The 14,825-nt window shown below is 54.8% G+C and carries 14 protein-coding genes; 1 reads left to right on the forward strand and 13 read right to left on the reverse strand.

The features are described 5' to 3' along the window. Positions 1–32: 32 nt before the first annotated feature. The 3 genes from FHW66_RS04615 to FHW66_RS04625 all read right to left on the reverse strand — a co-directional run bounded on the left by FHW66_RS04615 (position 33) and on the right by FHW66_RS04625 (position 2,984). The gene (locus FHW66_RS04615) at positions 33–869 is read right to left on the reverse strand and encodes a 3',5'-nucleoside bisphosphate phosphatase (protein WP_183378518.1); all 837 of its coding nucleotides are present in this window, start codon (positions 867–869) and stop codon (positions 33–35) included. A 128-nt stretch (positions 870–997) separates the two neighbouring features. After that, on the reverse strand, positions 998–1,876 hold the full coding sequence (locus FHW66_RS04620) for an alpha/beta fold hydrolase (RefSeq protein WP_183378519.1): 879 nt from the start codon (positions 1,874–1,876) through the stop codon (positions 998–1,000). An 82-nt stretch (positions 1,877–1,958) separates the two neighbouring features. Next, complete coding sequence (locus FHW66_RS04625; protein WP_183378520.1) at positions 1,959–2,984, reverse strand: patatin-like phospholipase family protein; 1,026 nt, start codon at positions 2,982–2,984, stop codon at positions 1,959–1,961. A 197-nt stretch (positions 2,985–3,181) separates the two neighbouring features. Between FHW66_RS04625 and FHW66_RS04630 the strand changes: the two genes are divergently transcribed. After that, positions 3,182–3,781, forward strand: coding sequence for a TIGR00730 family Rossman fold protein (locus tag FHW66_RS04630; RefSeq protein WP_183378521.1), 600 nt, complete (start codon positions 3,182–3,184; stop codon positions 3,779–3,781). 68 nt (positions 3,782–3,849) lie between these two features. On the opposite strand, the gene FHW66_RS04635 is transcribed toward FHW66_RS04630, so the two are convergent. From FHW66_RS04635 to truA, 10 genes are all read right to left on the reverse strand, one after another. Next, positions 3,850–5,091, reverse strand: a complete 1,242-nt coding sequence (locus FHW66_RS04635) for a cystathionine gamma-synthase family protein (protein ID WP_183378522.1) — start codon at positions 5,089–5,091, stop codon at positions 3,850–3,852. Between the two features lie 152 nt (positions 5,092–5,243). Then, positions 5,244–6,764 (reverse strand): amidophosphoribosyltransferase, encoded by a 1,521-nt coding sequence (gene purF, locus FHW66_RS04640; RefSeq protein ID WP_183378523.1) that lies wholly within the window; start codon positions 6,762–6,764, stop codon positions 5,244–5,246. A 25-nt stretch (positions 6,765–6,789) separates the two neighbouring features. Continuing rightward, entirely contained in the window at positions 6,790–7,278 is a 489-nt protein-coding gene (locus tag FHW66_RS04645) for a CvpA family protein (protein WP_183378524.1), read from the reverse strand. Between the two features lie 39 nt (positions 7,279–7,317). Continuing rightward, positions 7,318–8,367 (reverse strand): SPOR domain-containing protein, encoded by a 1,050-nt coding sequence (locus FHW66_RS04650; protein WP_183378525.1) that lies wholly within the window; start codon positions 8,365–8,367, stop codon positions 7,318–7,320. A 65-nt stretch (positions 8,368–8,432) separates the two neighbouring features. After that, positions 8,433–9,746, reverse strand: coding sequence for a bifunctional tetrahydrofolate synthase/dihydrofolate synthase (gene folC / locus FHW66_RS04655; RefSeq protein WP_183378668.1), 1,314 nt, complete (start codon positions 9,744–9,746; stop codon positions 8,433–8,435). A 132-nt stretch (positions 9,747–9,878) separates the two neighbouring features. Next, positions 9,879–10,751, reverse strand: a complete 873-nt coding sequence (gene accD / locus FHW66_RS04660; protein ID WP_183378526.1) for an acetyl-CoA carboxylase, carboxyltransferase subunit beta — start codon at positions 10,749–10,751, stop codon at positions 9,879–9,881. Between the two features lie 116 nt (positions 10,752–10,867). Next, positions 10,868–11,665, reverse strand: a complete 798-nt coding sequence (trpA, locus tag FHW66_RS04665) for a tryptophan synthase subunit alpha (protein ID WP_183378527.1) — start codon at positions 11,663–11,665, stop codon at positions 10,868–10,870. A gap of 100 nt (positions 11,666–11,765) precedes the next feature. Next, positions 11,766–13,025, reverse strand: coding sequence for a tryptophan synthase subunit beta (gene trpB / locus FHW66_RS04670; protein WP_183378528.1), 1,260 nt, complete (start codon positions 13,023–13,025; stop codon positions 11,766–11,768). A gap of 66 nt (positions 13,026–13,091) precedes the next feature. Then, positions 13,092–13,751, reverse strand: coding sequence for a phosphoribosylanthranilate isomerase (locus tag FHW66_RS04675; RefSeq protein WP_183378529.1), 660 nt, complete (start codon positions 13,749–13,751; stop codon positions 13,092–13,094). Positions 13,752–13,801: 50 nt separating this feature from the next. Further along, entirely contained in the window at positions 13,802–14,656 is an 855-nt protein-coding gene (gene truA, locus FHW66_RS04680; RefSeq protein ID WP_370543404.1) for a tRNA pseudouridine(38-40) synthase TruA, read from the reverse strand. Positions 14,657–14,825: the final 169 nt, after the last annotated feature.

Below are 14,825 nucleotides of genomic sequence, written 5' to 3' on the forward strand. Positions count from 1 at the left end.
AATCAAGAGGCGGCGCGCTGCCCGCTCCAGAATCAGAGCAACCAGTCACGCCAGACAGGAATTAAACCTGATGGCAATGGCGGCAAATGTCCGAGATCAACACGCGACTCACCAGGGCCATGAAAATCCGACCCTATCGATGCCTGAAATCCGTAATATCGGGCGACACGGGCATATTCCTCATATTGGTCCGGCGTGTGGCTACCGGTTGTGACTTCGATCGCCGCACCACCGAGTTGCTTGAACTCGTCAAACAAGGCGCCGAATTGCACATCGGTGTATTGATAGCGCCCTGGATGCGCAACCACTGCCACACCACCTGCTCCCAGAATCCAGCCGACTGCCTCACCCAGGCTCGCCCAGCGGTGCGGGACATAACCCGGTTTGCCTTCGCTCAAGTAATTGCGAAAGACTTCTTTAGTGTCTGCGCAATAACCGCATTCCACCAGATAGCGGGCAAAATGGGTCCGCGACATCAGGTCGGGATTACCTACATGCTTGAGCGCGCCTTCAAAGGCATCGGGAATGCCAACTTTTTCCAGCGCTGCGGCAATATCACGGGCACGACGCTCACGACCATTGCGGGTTGCAGCCAAACCGCGTACCAGAGTGTCATTGGTTTCATCAATACGCAAACCGACAATATGCACCGTCTGAGCGGCCCAGGTCACTGAAATTTCCACTCCTGCCACATGCCTCATGCCGCATGCGTTAGCTGCCTCACGTGCTGCAGCAACGCCAGCGACCTCATCATGATCGGTGAGTGCCCAGACATCCACACCATTGGCCTTTGCCCGCGCAGCCACCTGCTCTGGCGGTAGCAAGCCGTCAGAAACATTGGAATGGCAGTGTAGATCAACGTTAAGCATGGTCAGATTTCAGAGGATTGGTACGATCAATATCAATTCATTGTACGCCGCATCCGCCCGATTTGCTGCACGTGCACAGTCGTGCCCTGCTCAACGCGGCAAACAGGATTTCCTCTACCAGAGAAAGCTCATGCCAGCAAAAAACGCTCAACCGTAGCAGCCAGCAATTCAGGTTGATCGTGATGCAGCATATGACCGGCTTCAGGAATCATTTCCACCCGCACGTCACCCAGGTAAGTCATGCGTCGATCGATTTCCTCACGTGCAAGAGCGTTCTCACCAAACCAGCGCCAGATATCGGTGTGCTCAGCCTCGACCCACAGCACAGGCGCAGTGATTTGCTGCCAGCAGGCAGTCACCTCATCGACATGATAAAGAATGGGATTAACGTTCTTGTGCGCGGGGTCACCAAGAATCTCCCATTGTCCCTCATCGTTCTGACGGGACCAATGCGCCGCCAGAAAAGTGGCGCGTTCATTGCTCAAGCGTGGATTGGTTTTTTTTAGTCTGGCGATCACACCTTCCAACGCAGAATAGGTGCGCAACTCGGGACTGGATTGCAATTCATCGAGCCATTTGGCGTAGCGCCCGGGTGCCTGTTGTGGCTTGGTGGTCGGCAGACCAAATCCTTCCAGATTAACCAGGCGAGCGATACGATGTGGGCGTACACCGGCATACATGGCAACAATATTGGCCCCCATGCTGTGCCCGAGCAAATTGACCGCTTCTTCTGGCGCATAGTGTTTCAAGATTGCATCAAGGTCGGCCAGATAATCGGGATGCCAATAGGTATCTGCCTGCGGCCTGTCAGTCAGCCCAAAGCCGCGCCAATCTGGCGCAATGACATGCCAGTCACGCTGCAGGTGGTCGACCATGAATTGAAACGATGCCGACATATCCATCCAGCCATGCATCATGAATAGCTTGGGAGCACCAGGCTGCCCCCAGTGACGAACGTGATAGCGCAAGGAACGGATGGTGAGGAATTCGGAACGGGATGGCTTCATGGCGAGGATGGACGACGAAAAACGCTAGTATAAGTGGACTCGCTGTACAGCGCAGCCAACACACAAGCAGCCATCACGCAGGCTATTGCAGATAACGTCCGAGATCAAACGATGAACGAATACCGAGTACGTGAAAATGATCGAGCAACCACTGCTCTGCGACGGCACGTCCTTCCGTATGCAACGCGTGAATAAAGGACGTTTTCGTGTTTAGCTTGCTCATCACATCGAGCTGATTCATCAGGTCGCGGGTTTCTAGCATATGCATGTTGAGGCGCTTGAGACGTCGCTCCAGCGTACCAAAGGCGAACATACTGCTTTCCGCTTCACGCTTGGCCAGTGCAAGTCCTCCGAGCTCGGTAAAAAAAGCAGAGCTGAAACTGATTTCACTGAGCCGGTGGCCGATATCTACAATCGTCGTTGGTGTGCCGGTGCGACTACAGGGGTGCAGCAAGACGACCATCAAGTCACGTGCAGAACAAAGATGCAGCAGCGGGAAAATAGGTGGATTGGCGGTCAGGCCGCCATCCCAATACGCCTCGCCATCAATCTCCACCGGACGATGTATCGACGGCAAACACGCTGAGGCCAGCAAGGCATCCAGCGTCAGGTCAACATTTCTAAATATCTTCAGCGTACCCGTGCTCACCCGCGTGGCAGCGATGAACAACTTGATCACGCCGGTCCGCCGTAGATGTTCGAAATCAATCTGCTCCTGCAGAATGTCGCGCAGCGGATTGATATCAAATGGATTTAGTTGGCTCGGCGAAAAAAACCGTGTCATCGCCAGAAAGGCTTGCATCGCAGCCGGTGCCGACTGATTGAAGAGATTACCAGCGGAGGACTGGAATTCAGGCGCCAGAAAGCTGAACGGCTCCTTGATGGCAATGCGATCCCAGAATGCAGCCAACGCCTCGCGCGCGCCCTCGCGGCCACCGCGACTGTATCCGTGTGCCAGCACCGCTGCATTCATGGCACCGGCACTGGCACCGCTGATGCCCTCAATCTCAATGCGTGCATCTTCCAATAGACGGTCCAGTACGCCCCAGGTGAATGCGCCGTGCGATCCGCCCCCCTGCAATGCCAACGTCACAATTTTGTTGTGCATGTCGCTCCTCAGATTCATCGCATCAGGGCCGAATAGCCTGACGCCAACTCATTCGACAATCAATCCACGACGGCCTGAAACAAATGAAAATCGGCAGTGTCGCGGGACGTCACAATACGGTCATTTTGAATCGCTATCGTCGCCAGCAATTGACATGTTATAACATGCCTTGCTACCTCTCTTCGCAGGAAACAACTATGAAATCGATCTGTGTCTATTGCGGCTCATCATCCGGAGCCTCTGAAATTTATGCTGAAGGTGCACGGGCACTGGCACAACAACTGGTGAAGGACAACATTGCGCTAGTGTATGGCGGCGGCAACGTTGGCCTGATGGGCGTGATTGCCAGCGAAGTGATCCGTCTTGGCGGTGAAGCCACTGGCGTGATCCCTAAAGCCTTGCTCGACAAGGAACTCGGACACCATGGTCTGACCCGCCTACATATCGTCAAGGACATGCATGAACGTAAGGCACTCATGGCTGAATTATCGGACGGTTTTATTGCCATGCCAGGTGGCATTGGCACGCTCGAAGAATTATTTGAAGTGCTGACCTGGGCGCAGCTCGGCTTTCACTACAAACCAATTGCCCTACTTAATGTTGCAGGCTTTTACGACAATCTGATTGCTTTCATCGAGCATTTGGTCTCGCAACGCTTCCTCACTGCCGAGCAAGCACTCCTGATGATGCACGAAAATGATCCGGCAGCACTACTGAGCCGGTTCAAGAGTTTCAAGCCAAGCTACACCAACAAGTGGTCTGAATCCGGTTCATCAGCGCTGCGCAGCCCGGATTAAATCAACCTATCGTATTGACATGCTCGGGCAAGCATTTGTCTGCCCGAGTATGGCATCGAACACGTGGCTCAGCTATCGAGCGCCTGACGGAAATCTTCCACCAGATCGACCGTATCTTCCAAACCGATCGAGACCCGGATCAGGGATTCTGCAATTCCCATACTGGCACGACGCTCTGCACCCATTTCATAAAAAATCGTGTGCGCCACCGGAATCACCAGCGTACGCGTATCACCCAGATTACTGGCGGGAACTGCCAGTTGCAAACGATTGAGATAGTCGAAGCAATCGATACCGTCTTTTAATTCAAAGCTGAGCAGACTGCCATAGTGACGGAACAATTGCGCCGCTAGTGCATGTTGTGGATGACTGGGAAGTCCTGGATAGTGCACCGCCGCCACACGTGGGTCAGCCGCCAGCATCTGCGCTACGGCCAATGCATTGGTACATTCACGCTCTTGTCGCAAGGCGATGGTTTCGGCACCCGCGGCAATGTGATGCGCCGCCTCTGGCCCCAGCGAAGCGCCAAAATCACGCAAACCCTTGGCACGAATCTGCGCCATGCCCCATTGCGGCTGCGGGTTTTTCTTGTAGTTGTCGGCGATGTGCGGATAACGCGACCAGTCGTACAGACCGGTATCAGTGAGCGCACCACCCAATGCGTTGCCATGGCCGGCGATTGACTTGGTCAGCGAATTGACCACCAGCCCAGCACCGACGGTACGTGGTTGAAACAGGTAAGGCGATGTCATCGTGTTATCGACGATATACAAAATCCCGCGTTCACGGCATAACTCGCCGATACGCTTGAGGTCGGCAATCTGGGTCCGTGGATTAGCGATAGTTTCCACGAAGACGATGCGTGTTTGCGGTGTCAGTGCTTGCTCGACTTCACGCACATCGGTGGCATCGACCATCGATACTTTGGCGCCTTGCGCAGCGACCGTGAGCCACATGCTATTGGTATTGCCAAACAGGAAGGCGGAAGACACGATGTGATCGCCCTCACGCACCAGACTTTGTACTACCGCACCGATGGCCGCCATGCCGGTGGCGAAACAGATCGTGGACAATCCGCCTTCCATTCTGGTGATCTTGTCTTCCAGTGCGGATACGGTCGGATTGCCCTGCCGACCATAGCGATAGCCAGGTTGCTTGCCTTGAAATACTTCAGCAAGTACCCGCGCATCCTTGTAGCCAAAGGCGACAGACGTATGAATCGGTTTATGCAGCGAGCCGTGTTCAATCGATTTTTGACGGTCGCTGTGCAAAATGGTGGTGGTAAAGCCGAAATTCTTTTTATCGTTCATGGTGAGCAAGTGAAATAGCGGACAGACTTACGCAGGAGTATGCAGAATTGATGATGATAAGCCAGTTCAGCGACGCTCGCAGCGGAAACAAAAACGCCGGATGGCATTCCAGCGATCCGGCGTTTGAGCAGCGTCGTAAGACAGCGGTAACTTTACTCCGCGCGTGCGAGGTTCAGATTGAGCTGCGAACGAACCACATCTTCGAGCGCCGGCTTCGGATTCTTGCGAGCAAACTCCAGACGATCCAGATAATCACGTGAAATATCACCGGTAATGTAATGTCCGTCGAAACAGGAAGCCTCGAAGTTCTTCAACGCCGGATTGACATCAGAGATGGAACGCTTGAGCGCTTCCACGTCCTGATAGACCAGTGCGTCAGCGGTAATTTCACGGCACACTTCTTCATCGGTACGACCGTAGGCGATCAATTCGTCACGCGTCGGCATATCGATACCGTAGACGTTGGGATATTTCACCGGTGGCGCTGCCGAGGCAAAAATGACGCGCTTGGCACCTGCCTCACGAGCCATTTGTACGATTTCACGGCTGGTTGTGCCACGCACGATGGAATCATCCACCAGTAATACACTCTTGCCCTTGAATTCAGAACCAATGGCGTTGAGCTTCTGACGCACCGACTTCTTGCGTAAACCCTGGCCAGGCATGATGAAGGTACGACCGATGTAGCGATTCTTGATGAAGCCTTCGCGGTAATCCAGATTCAGCTTTAATGCCAGCTCCATTGCCGCTGGACGTGACGAATCCGGAATTGGCATGACCACATCAATATCACCACCGGCAATTTCGCGACGGATCTTTTCAGCCAGCAATTCACCCATTTTTAGTCGTGTCGCATAGACAGACGCGCCATCAATAACCGAGTCAGGACGCGCAAGGTAGACGAATTCGAATGCACATGGATTGAGTGTCGGATTCTCGGCACATTGCTGGTTATACAGCTTGCCATCGTTGTCGATGAAAATCGCTTCACCCGGCATCACATCGCGCAGGAAGCGGAAACCCAGACCTTCGAGGGCCACTGATTCGCTGGCCAGCATGTATTCCGGACCGCGGTCGGTTTCATTGAAACCGAGGCACATCGGACGAATACCGTAAGGATCGCGGAAACCCAGCAGACCATAGCCAGCAATCTGGGCCACCACTGCATAAGAACCACGCACACGCTTGTGGACCATGCCGACTGCCTTGAACAGGGCTGCCGGATCGAGCGAGTAGCCGGTGGTTGCCTGCTGCAGTTCGTGCGCAAACACGTTGACCAGCACCTCGGTATCGGAATCGGTATTGAGGTGGCGACGGTCGTTCTTGAACATCTCTACCTTGAGCTGCTCGGCGTTAGTCAGATTGCCGTTATGCGCCAGGATGATGCCAAATGGCGCATTGACGTAGAAGGGCTGTGCCTCTTCTTCACTGGAGGAACTGCCTGCAGTGGGATAACGCACCTGACCGATGCCAGTATTGCCCGGCAATGAGCGCATGTTGCGTGTGCGAAACACATCACGCACCAGGCCATTGGCCTTGTGCATCGAAAAACCACTCGCGTGATTGGTTGCGATACCGGCAGCATCTTGTCCACGATGCTGCAAAAGCAATAACGCATCGTAGAGCAACTGATTGACTGGACTTTGGGAAACGACGCCGACTATGCCACACATGGTGGACTCCTAAACAAGAACAAAATTAAAAATGGACATGTTGCGTAATCTGGCCCGGTAAATGCGGCTCAACCACTGCGATGGCTTGCTCCGCCCAAGGGCTGAACAAGGCATTCTTCCAGAACGGCTGCTGCGGTATCTCTGTGGTCCCACACAATAAAACAACCACCAGCACAATCACCACGCCGCGCGCCAGTCCGAATACCGCACCCAGCGCGCGATCAATCAGCGACAGGCCGCTCGCCTTCACCAGCTCCTCCACCGCCCTGGTCAACAGTGCCATCAGCAGGCGCGTACCAATAAACAAGGCAATGAAAGCCACAATCAATCTTGTCGACTCACCCGGAAACACATCGGGCAACATTGGCGTCAATGCTTCACCATAGGCGTTAGCGACAACGAAAGCAATAATCCAGCTTGCCAGAGACAACAATTCCCGCACTAATCCGCGCAACATGCTGATGACAATCGAGCATCCGAGCACCAGCAAGACCAGATAATCAAAGATAGTCACGACAACCTGTCTGCAAGATGCGAACCGAGGTCACACATTTCAAGGTGCCACGATGGTGGCATTCAAGCCAAGACGATTGATCTTGGCCCGCATTTTATTGGCTTCTTCGTGTGTCGCAAAAGGACCAACACGAATCCGCGTACGTTCACCATCCTGAGTTGCCACCTTCTGGATGAAAGTTGGAATGCCAGCCTTGCTCAGTTTACCCCTCAACTCATCGATCTTTTCCTGGGTGGCCAGTGCCGCGACCTGGATCACGACCTTGCCGCCGTTGGCTACTGGCTTCTTGCTGGAATTGTCCTTGTCAGACTTGACTGACTTGTCGGACTTTCCTTCAAGAATCGCCATGGCACGCGCACTATCGTCACTCTTTGACTTATCAACATCTTTGGCAGCATCTTTTTTGGCGACATCGTTGTCGCCGGACAACTTGACGCTATTCCTGTCGTCGCTCTTGGCATTGCTCTTGTTGCCAGCAACGTCCTTTGTGTCGACTTTCGTATCGGTTTTTGTCAAGGCGCGGGCGTTGTCAGGCTTGTCTGAAGTGGACTCAGGCGAGTCCGGCAACGCCGCGTTCGTCGCATTCAACGGCAATGCTTGCGCTGCCGAGGCTACCGGTGATGTGGATGCGACCTGTGCGTTTCGTCCCGCAGCCGACTGGTCTGCCGCAGCATTCGCCGGATCCACGACCTCTTCCTTGGGAGCCAACCCAGAATCGGCTGGCTTGGCGGCATTACCTGCATCTTTGGCACCATCCTTGGACGGAATCTGGATAGCGATATCGTCAGACAGCGGGCGTGGCTTGGAATCGAAAATCATCGGTAACACGATCACCATCGCCAGGACCAGCGCAATGGCACCAATCAAGCGCCGCCGGGCACGTTTCTTTTCTGGCAACATCGGATCATTGGCTTCATCTTTGGCGGACTTGCGGCTACCGCCACGAGCGGCACCGCTTCCGGCACTATTGCGGCTGCCGGTGCTGCGACCACGCGCCGCTGCTGATTCAGTGGCGGAACGAGAAAGGAAATCGCCCTGACCCGAAGCAGATTCCTGCTTGTTTTTACGAAAAAACGAGAACAAGCCCATGCTGATCTATGTGAGGTAGTCGGAAAATAGCGGAGAACAGAGCTTCATCCTCCACGCTGCGCAATTCAATGCAACTCCAGTTTACGTGCTGTCATGACGCCCGCAACCGTGAGGAAAGATCCAAAAACCACAATTCTATCATTCTCACTGGCGCGACTTTGCGCATTCGCAAATGCTGCCGCTGGCGAATCAAAGGTTTCGATGGTGCATTGCGCCTCAGGCTTGAACTCTGGCTCAATTCCGGCTTCCAGCAGCTTATCCTTGAGCTGTTGCGCAGTTGCTGCACGCGGCAATGGCAAACCGGTGACGCACCAGTGGTCAATCTTGCCGCGGAGCTGGGCGATGACACCTTCAATGTCCTTGTCCAGCATGGAACCGAACACCGCATAGGTGTAGGGATGAAAACCCATATTATCGAGGTTCTGTGCCAAGGTAGCCGCCGCGTGAGGGTTATGCGCCACATCGAGAATCACGGTTGGCTGACCAGGCAAGACCTGGAAGCGCCCCGGCAATTCGACCGTCGCCAGTCCCGTACGCACTTCCTGTGCACCAACCGGCAAGCGGTCGCGCAGAGCTTCCAGCGCCGCCAGTGCGGCCGAGGCGTTAAGTAGCTGGTTAGCGCCGCGCAAGCTTGGATATGCCAGCGAATTGCGACGCTGGGCACGCCCACCGTAGGCCCACTGCTGCTTGTCGCCCATGTAATTGAAATCACGCCCCATCAGCCATAAATCCGCTCCGATGGTCTCAGCATGCTTGATCAGCGATGCCGGCGGCACAGGATCGCCGCAAATAGCAGCTTTGCCAGCACGGAAGATACCGGCTTTTTCAAACGCGATCTGGTCACGTGTATTCCCCAGATATTCGGTGTGATCGATATCGATGCTGGTGACCACGGCGACATCGGCATCTACCACATTCACAGCATCCAGACGACCGCCCAGACCCACTTCCAGAATCACCACATCCAATTTGGCATCGGCCAGCAACTTCATGATGGCCAGTGTGGTGAACTCAAAATAGGTCAGGGAAATCTCGCCGCGCTGCGCCTCAACCGCTTCAAATGCGGCGATCAGCGCGCCATCGCTGGCAGATTCGCCAACTACACGAGCTCGCTCATTGAAATGCAGAAAGTGCGGTTTGATGTAAAGGCCAACGCGATAACCGGCGCGCAGCAGAATAGACTCCAGCATAGAACAGGTCGACCCCTTGCCGTTGGTCCCAGCGACCATGATTACCGGGCAATCAAAGCGAATGTCGAGCTTTTCCTTGACCGCCCTGACACGATCAAGACCCATGTCGATCGCCTTGCTATGGCGCGTTTCCAGAAGTGCCAGCCAGTCGGCCAGCGTCGAGGGAGTAGTTGTTGCTTGCGTTTGCATCACGTGAACTCGGAGGACGCCTTTTTCGTAGTAAAGGCTGTGCAGTGAATCAAATACGATAAAAACAAAACCCGAACTTGCAGTGCATATCAAGTTCGGGTTGGCAGATCAGCTTGCCGAGGCAATCCGCAATCAGGACACCGTTTCAGCGGCCTGGTTTTGCAGCAATGCCAGCAGACGGGCGATTTCTTCGCGCATCTTGCGGCGATCGACGATCATGTCGATCGCGCCCTTGGTGACCAGGAATTCGGCGCGCTGGAAGCCTTCCGGCAATTTTTCACGAACCGTATTCTCGATCACGCGCGGACCAGCAAAACCGATCAGTGCCTTAGGTTCGGCCATCACGATATCGCCCATGAACGCGAACGAGGCAGACACACCACCCATAGTCGGATCGGTCAATACGCTGATGAAAGGCAATTTCTTTTCAGACAGCTTGGTCAGCATCGAGGTTGTCTTGGCCATCTGCATCAGCGAGAGCAAACCTTCCTGCATGCGCGCACCACCAGTGGCGGTAATGCAGATAAATGGTACTTTTTGCTCCAGCGCCATCTGCGCGCCACGGGCAAAACGTTCACCGACGACAGAACCCATGGAACCGCCCATGAATTCGAATTCAAAGCAGGCAACCACGACCGGCAAGGTCATGATGGCACCGCCCATAACCACCATGGCATCCGTTTCGCCGGTGGATTCCAGCGCGTCTTTCAGACGGTCCGGATATTTTTTGCTGTCCTTGAACTTGAGCGTGTCAACCGGCAAGGCTTCCTGGCCGATTTCATAGCGACCACCTTCGTCGAGCAGCGCATCGAGGCGCGCGCGGGCGCGAATACGCATGTGATGGCTGCACTTAGGGCAGACGTGGAGGTTTGATTCCAGATCGGTACGATACAGCACCGCTTCGCAGGACGGACATTTGACCCACAGACCTTCAGGGACCGATTTCCGGCTTGTGGAATCACTACGTTGAATTTGAGGCGGAAGTAATTTCTCTAGCCAACTCATAGAAACCTCTTTCTAATTTCAGGTGGCGCATTGTACCAGAGCGCAAGGCGCGAAAACGCGCACACCTGCTTGTTTGCAGAACGACAATTTCCCTGCGGAAAATGTCGCACCCGACATCAATGATCCATTGCGTACCGGATATCACTGACGAAAGCCTGCACTGCTTCCACCGCACGCTCCTGCGGCGTGTTTTCCAATTCCTGAATGATGCGGCTACCGATCACAACCGCATCTGCAACCTGGCTGACTGCCTTGGCAGTGGCGCCATCGCGAATACCAAAGCCAACGCCGATTGGCAATTTGACATGCTTGCGGATGGCGGCGATACGGGCTGCCACCTCGGCTGTGTCAATATTGCCAGCACCGGTGACGCCCTTGAGTGACACGTAGTAACTGAAACCACTGCTGACCTTGGCCACCTGTTCAATCCGTTCTTCAGTCGAGGTCGGTGCCAGCAAGAAAATCGGATCAAGCCCTTGCGCCTGCATTTTCTGCGCAAACTCTTCACATTCTTCCGGCGGATAGTCGACCACGATGGTGCCATCTACACCCGCATCCTTGGCCGCGGCGATGAAGGCATCGACACCGAAGCGCTCGATCGGATTGGCGTATCCCATCAGCACCACAGGCGTTGTGTTGTTGGTCTTGCGGAACTCGCGCACGTAATCGAGCACATCTCGGGTGGTAACACCAAACTTCAGCGCCCGTTCGCAGGCACGTTGAATCACCGGCCCTTCCGCCATTGGATCGGAAAACGGCACACCAAGTTCGAGAACATCAACACCGCCGGCCACCAGTGCATGCAACAGTGGCACGGTCAGTTGCGGCGCCGGATCTCCCGCCGTGATGAAAGTGATCAGCGCTTTTTTATTGGCGGCAGTGAGCGCGGCGAAAGTAGATTGAATACGAGACATGTTGTGGATGATGTGATGTTGTTCAGGTCCACAACCCACCGATTTACATCAGTTGATCATGGACCAGTGACTAAGCCTGGGATCGATTAGGGATCAAGACTCAGACCTGTTGCTGTTGGACGGTATGCATATCCTTGTCACCACGACCCGACAGATTGACCAGGATAATCTTGTCCTTGGGCAGCGTCGCCGCAAGCTTGGCGGCATAGGCCAGGGCATGGCTGGATTCCAGCGCCGGAATGATACCTTCGATACGGCAACAGGTATGAAACGCCGCCAGTGCCTCTTTATCAGTGATACATTCGTAGCTGGCGCGGCCACTATCCTTGAGCCATGCATGCTCTGGACCGACACCCGGATAATCCAGACCCGCCGATACCGAATGCGTCTCCATGATCTGGCCGCTAGCATCTTGCAACAGATAAGTGCGATTGCCATGCAGCACGCCAGGCGAACCCAGCGTCAACGAGGCCGAGTGGCGCTGCGTGTCGATACCGTCACCGCCGGCTTCAACGCCGACCAGCTTGACTTCGTGATAATTGATGTAGGGATAGAAAATCCCCATCGCATTCGAACCACCGCCCACCGATGCCAGCACGTAATCTGGCTGGCGACTGGCAATCTCAGGCATTTGCTCCAGGCATTCGTTGCCAATCACGGACTGAAAATCTCGCACCATCATCGGATAAGGATGTGGACCTGCGACGGTACCGATGATGTAGAAGGTGGTTTCTACGTTAGTCACCCAGTCACGCATGGCTTCGTTCAAGGCATCCTTGAGCGTCTTCGATCCAGACTCGACCGGCACCACCTTGGCACCCAGCAACTCCATGCGGTAGACGTTTTGCAATTGACGTTTGACGTCTTCACTACCCATGTAGACAATGCATTCCATGCCAAACCGCGCACAGATAGTGGCAGTCGCCACACCATGCTGACCGGCACCGGTTTCAGCGATGATGCGTTTTTTACCCATGCGCTTGGCCAGCAAGGCTTGCCCGATGACGTTGTTGATCTTGTGAGCACCGGTGTGATTGAGATCTTCGCGCTTGAAATAGATCTGCGCCCCACCGGCTTGTTCGGACCAACGTCTGGCGTGATAAATCGGGCTGGGACGGCCGACAAAGTGCTTCAGCTCACTGTGAAATTCAGCCAGAAATTGTGGATCGTGTTGATAGTGCGCATAGGCCTCGCGTAACTCCTTGAGCGCATAGGTCAGCGTTTCCGACACAAAACTACCGCCGTACTGACCAAAGTGGCCGCGTGCATCGGGCAGATTGTAAGGGGCGACCTGATGCAGGGCTGCAACAGGAACGGGTTCACGCTCGGCAACATTACCGAGGGCTTGTAATTCTTTCATGGAAACTCCTTTGATGGCAGCAACCCCGTGCTAATGCGCGGGGACCTGCGATACCTGGACATGGTCTCAGGTGCAATCCGCCAGACGAACTGCGTTAATAAAGGCGTTGATCTTGGCGGCATCCTTGATACCTTTCGCGGCTTCGACACCACTACTGATGTCGACGGCGTGCGGGCGCACGCGCTGGACTGCGTCAGTCGCGTTTTGTACGCTCAAGCCACCACTTAAAACGACCCGAGGCGCGAGTTCTTTTGGAATGAGAGACCAATCGAAAACCTTTCCACTACCGCCATATTGCTCAACCAGAGTGTCAAGCAACAGCCCACTGAAGAAGGGGCTGGAAGACCGATATGCTGATTCGTATTCTAGCAAATTCGCAGCAGTCGTGTCGGCCCCGATACGCGCTGCCCGCAGAAAGGGGCGTTTGACTGCTGCGGCGATCTCGGCACACTGCCGCGGTGTTTCATCGCCATGAAATTGCAATAATGACAATGGCGCTTGCGCCAATACCTCACTGACTTCGCTAATACTGGTATTGACGAACAGCCCAACGGTCGCGATGAACGGCGGCACGCTGGCAACCAGTTGCGCAGCCTGACTGGCCGTCACCGCACGCGGGCTGGCAGCATAGAACACAAAGCCTAGCGCATCAGCACCTGCTGCAGCAGCGGCGGCAATATCTTCGGTGCGGGTAAGGCCGCAAATCTTGATTCTGGTTCTGGACATAGTGAACGGAGATGGAGAAAAAACGGAACACCTGCTGCAAGGATCTGACTTTACCACCAAGGCCAGCTATGAGACTCCTGCGGCAACACCCACTGCGTCGGATAATCAACCCTGGCCAGATACAACCCATCCGGCATAAAGGTTGGCGCTGCGCGACTGCGATCTTTCTGCGCCAGCACCTGTGCAATCCACTCCGGCGGCTGGTTGCCGTTGCCGACAAAAATCAGCGAACCAACAATGTTACGCACCATGTGATGTAAGAAGGCATTGGCTTTGAGGGTGAATACGATCATGTCGCCATTTCGTTTTACCTGCAACGACTCCATCTGGCGTATTGGTGATTTGGCCTGACATTCAACCGCACGAAAACTGGTGAAATCATGTTCCCCCACCAAAAAATCAGCGCCTTGCTGCATCAATGCGACATCCAACGGACGAAACGTCCAACCTGCCTTGCCTGCCAGTAAAGGAGAGCGCACCGGATGGTTGTACAGCAAATAATGATAGGTCCGCGCTGTGGCGCTGAAACGGGAATGAAAGCCGCCCTCTCGATCTTGTGCAGTCCGCGACCGTGCGGCATCCACCTCCTCGATGGGCAATTCGCAGGCCCAGCGCACAGCAATTGATGCGGGCAGGAAGGCATTGACACCACGCACCCAGGAAAACTTGTCGCGCACGATCTCGGTATCGAAGTGCACGACCTGCTCCAGCGCATGCACACCCGAGTCAGTACGCCCGGCACAGGTTGTTGCGATCTCCCGCAACGTGAACTGGCGCAAGGCCGACTCCAGCTTGTCCTGCACGGTCAACCCATGCGGCTGGGTCTGCCAGCCCTGCCAAGACGCGCCGTCATATTGAACACCTAGCACAATCCGGCGCAGCGTTGAAACTTGCCCCGGCTGCACGGGCGTCGTCACGGATATCGATGAAAAAGAGGCTGTTGACACGATGGCACTACCTGAAGATGTTCTAGATGAACCGGCCAGTCATGACCGGGAAGACGACAAACGGGCGCCGCAGGGCGCCCGCTTTGATTTGCAACATTACGCCGTCAATACCGAAGCCGCATTGACA

The organism is Herbaspirillum sp. Sphag64, from assembly GCF_014192645.1.
In the GTDB taxonomy this organism is placed as follows: domain Bacteria; phylum Pseudomonadota; class Gammaproteobacteria; order Burkholderiales; family Burkholderiaceae_D; genus Herbaspirillum.

Excerpts from the sequence above, each read along its gene's own strand:
- FHW66_RS04615 (WP_183378518.1), bottom strand. The coding sequence starts at position 869 with ATGCTTAACGTTGATCTACACTGCCATTCCAATGTTTCTGACGGCTTG.
- FHW66_RS04620 (WP_183378519.1), bottom strand. The coding sequence starts at position 1,876 with ATGAAGCCATCCCGTTCCGAATTCCTCACCATCCGTTCCTTGCGCTAT.
- trpB (WP_183378528.1), bottom strand. The coding sequence starts at position 13,025 with ATGAAAGAATTACAAGCCCTCGGTAATGTTGCCGAGCGTGAACCCGTT.
- folC (WP_183378668.1), bottom strand. The coding sequence starts at position 9,746 with ATGCAAACGCAAGCAACAACTACTCCCTCGACGCTGGCCGACTGGCTG.
- FHW66_RS04625 (WP_183378520.1), bottom strand. The coding sequence starts at position 2,984 with ATGCACAACAAAATTGTGACGTTGGCATTGCAGGGGGGCGGATCGCAC.
- FHW66_RS04650 (WP_183378525.1), bottom strand. The coding sequence starts at position 8,367 with ATGGGCTTGTTCTCGTTTTTTCGTAAAAACAAGCAGGAATCTGCTTCG.
- FHW66_RS04635 (WP_183378522.1), bottom strand. The coding sequence starts at position 5,091 with ATGAACGATAAAAAGAATTTCGGCTTTACCACCACCATTTTGCACAGC.
- accD (WP_183378526.1), bottom strand. The coding sequence starts at position 10,751 with ATGAGTTGGCTAGAGAAATTACTTCCGCCTCAAATTCAACGTAGTGAT.
- FHW66_RS04630 (WP_183378521.1), top strand. The coding sequence starts at position 3,182 with ATGAAATCGATCTGTGTCTATTGCGGCTCATCATCCGGAGCCTCTGAA.
- purF (WP_183378523.1), bottom strand. The coding sequence starts at position 6,764 with ATGTGTGGCATAGTCGGCGTCGTTTCCCAAAGTCCAGTCAATCAGTTG.
- trpA (WP_183378527.1), bottom strand. The coding sequence starts at position 11,665 with ATGTCTCGTATTCAATCTACTTTCGCCGCGCTCACTGCCGCCAATAAA.
- FHW66_RS04675 (WP_183378529.1), bottom strand. The coding sequence starts at position 13,751 with ATGTCCAGAACCAGAATCAAGATTTGCGGCCTTACCCGCACCGAAGAT.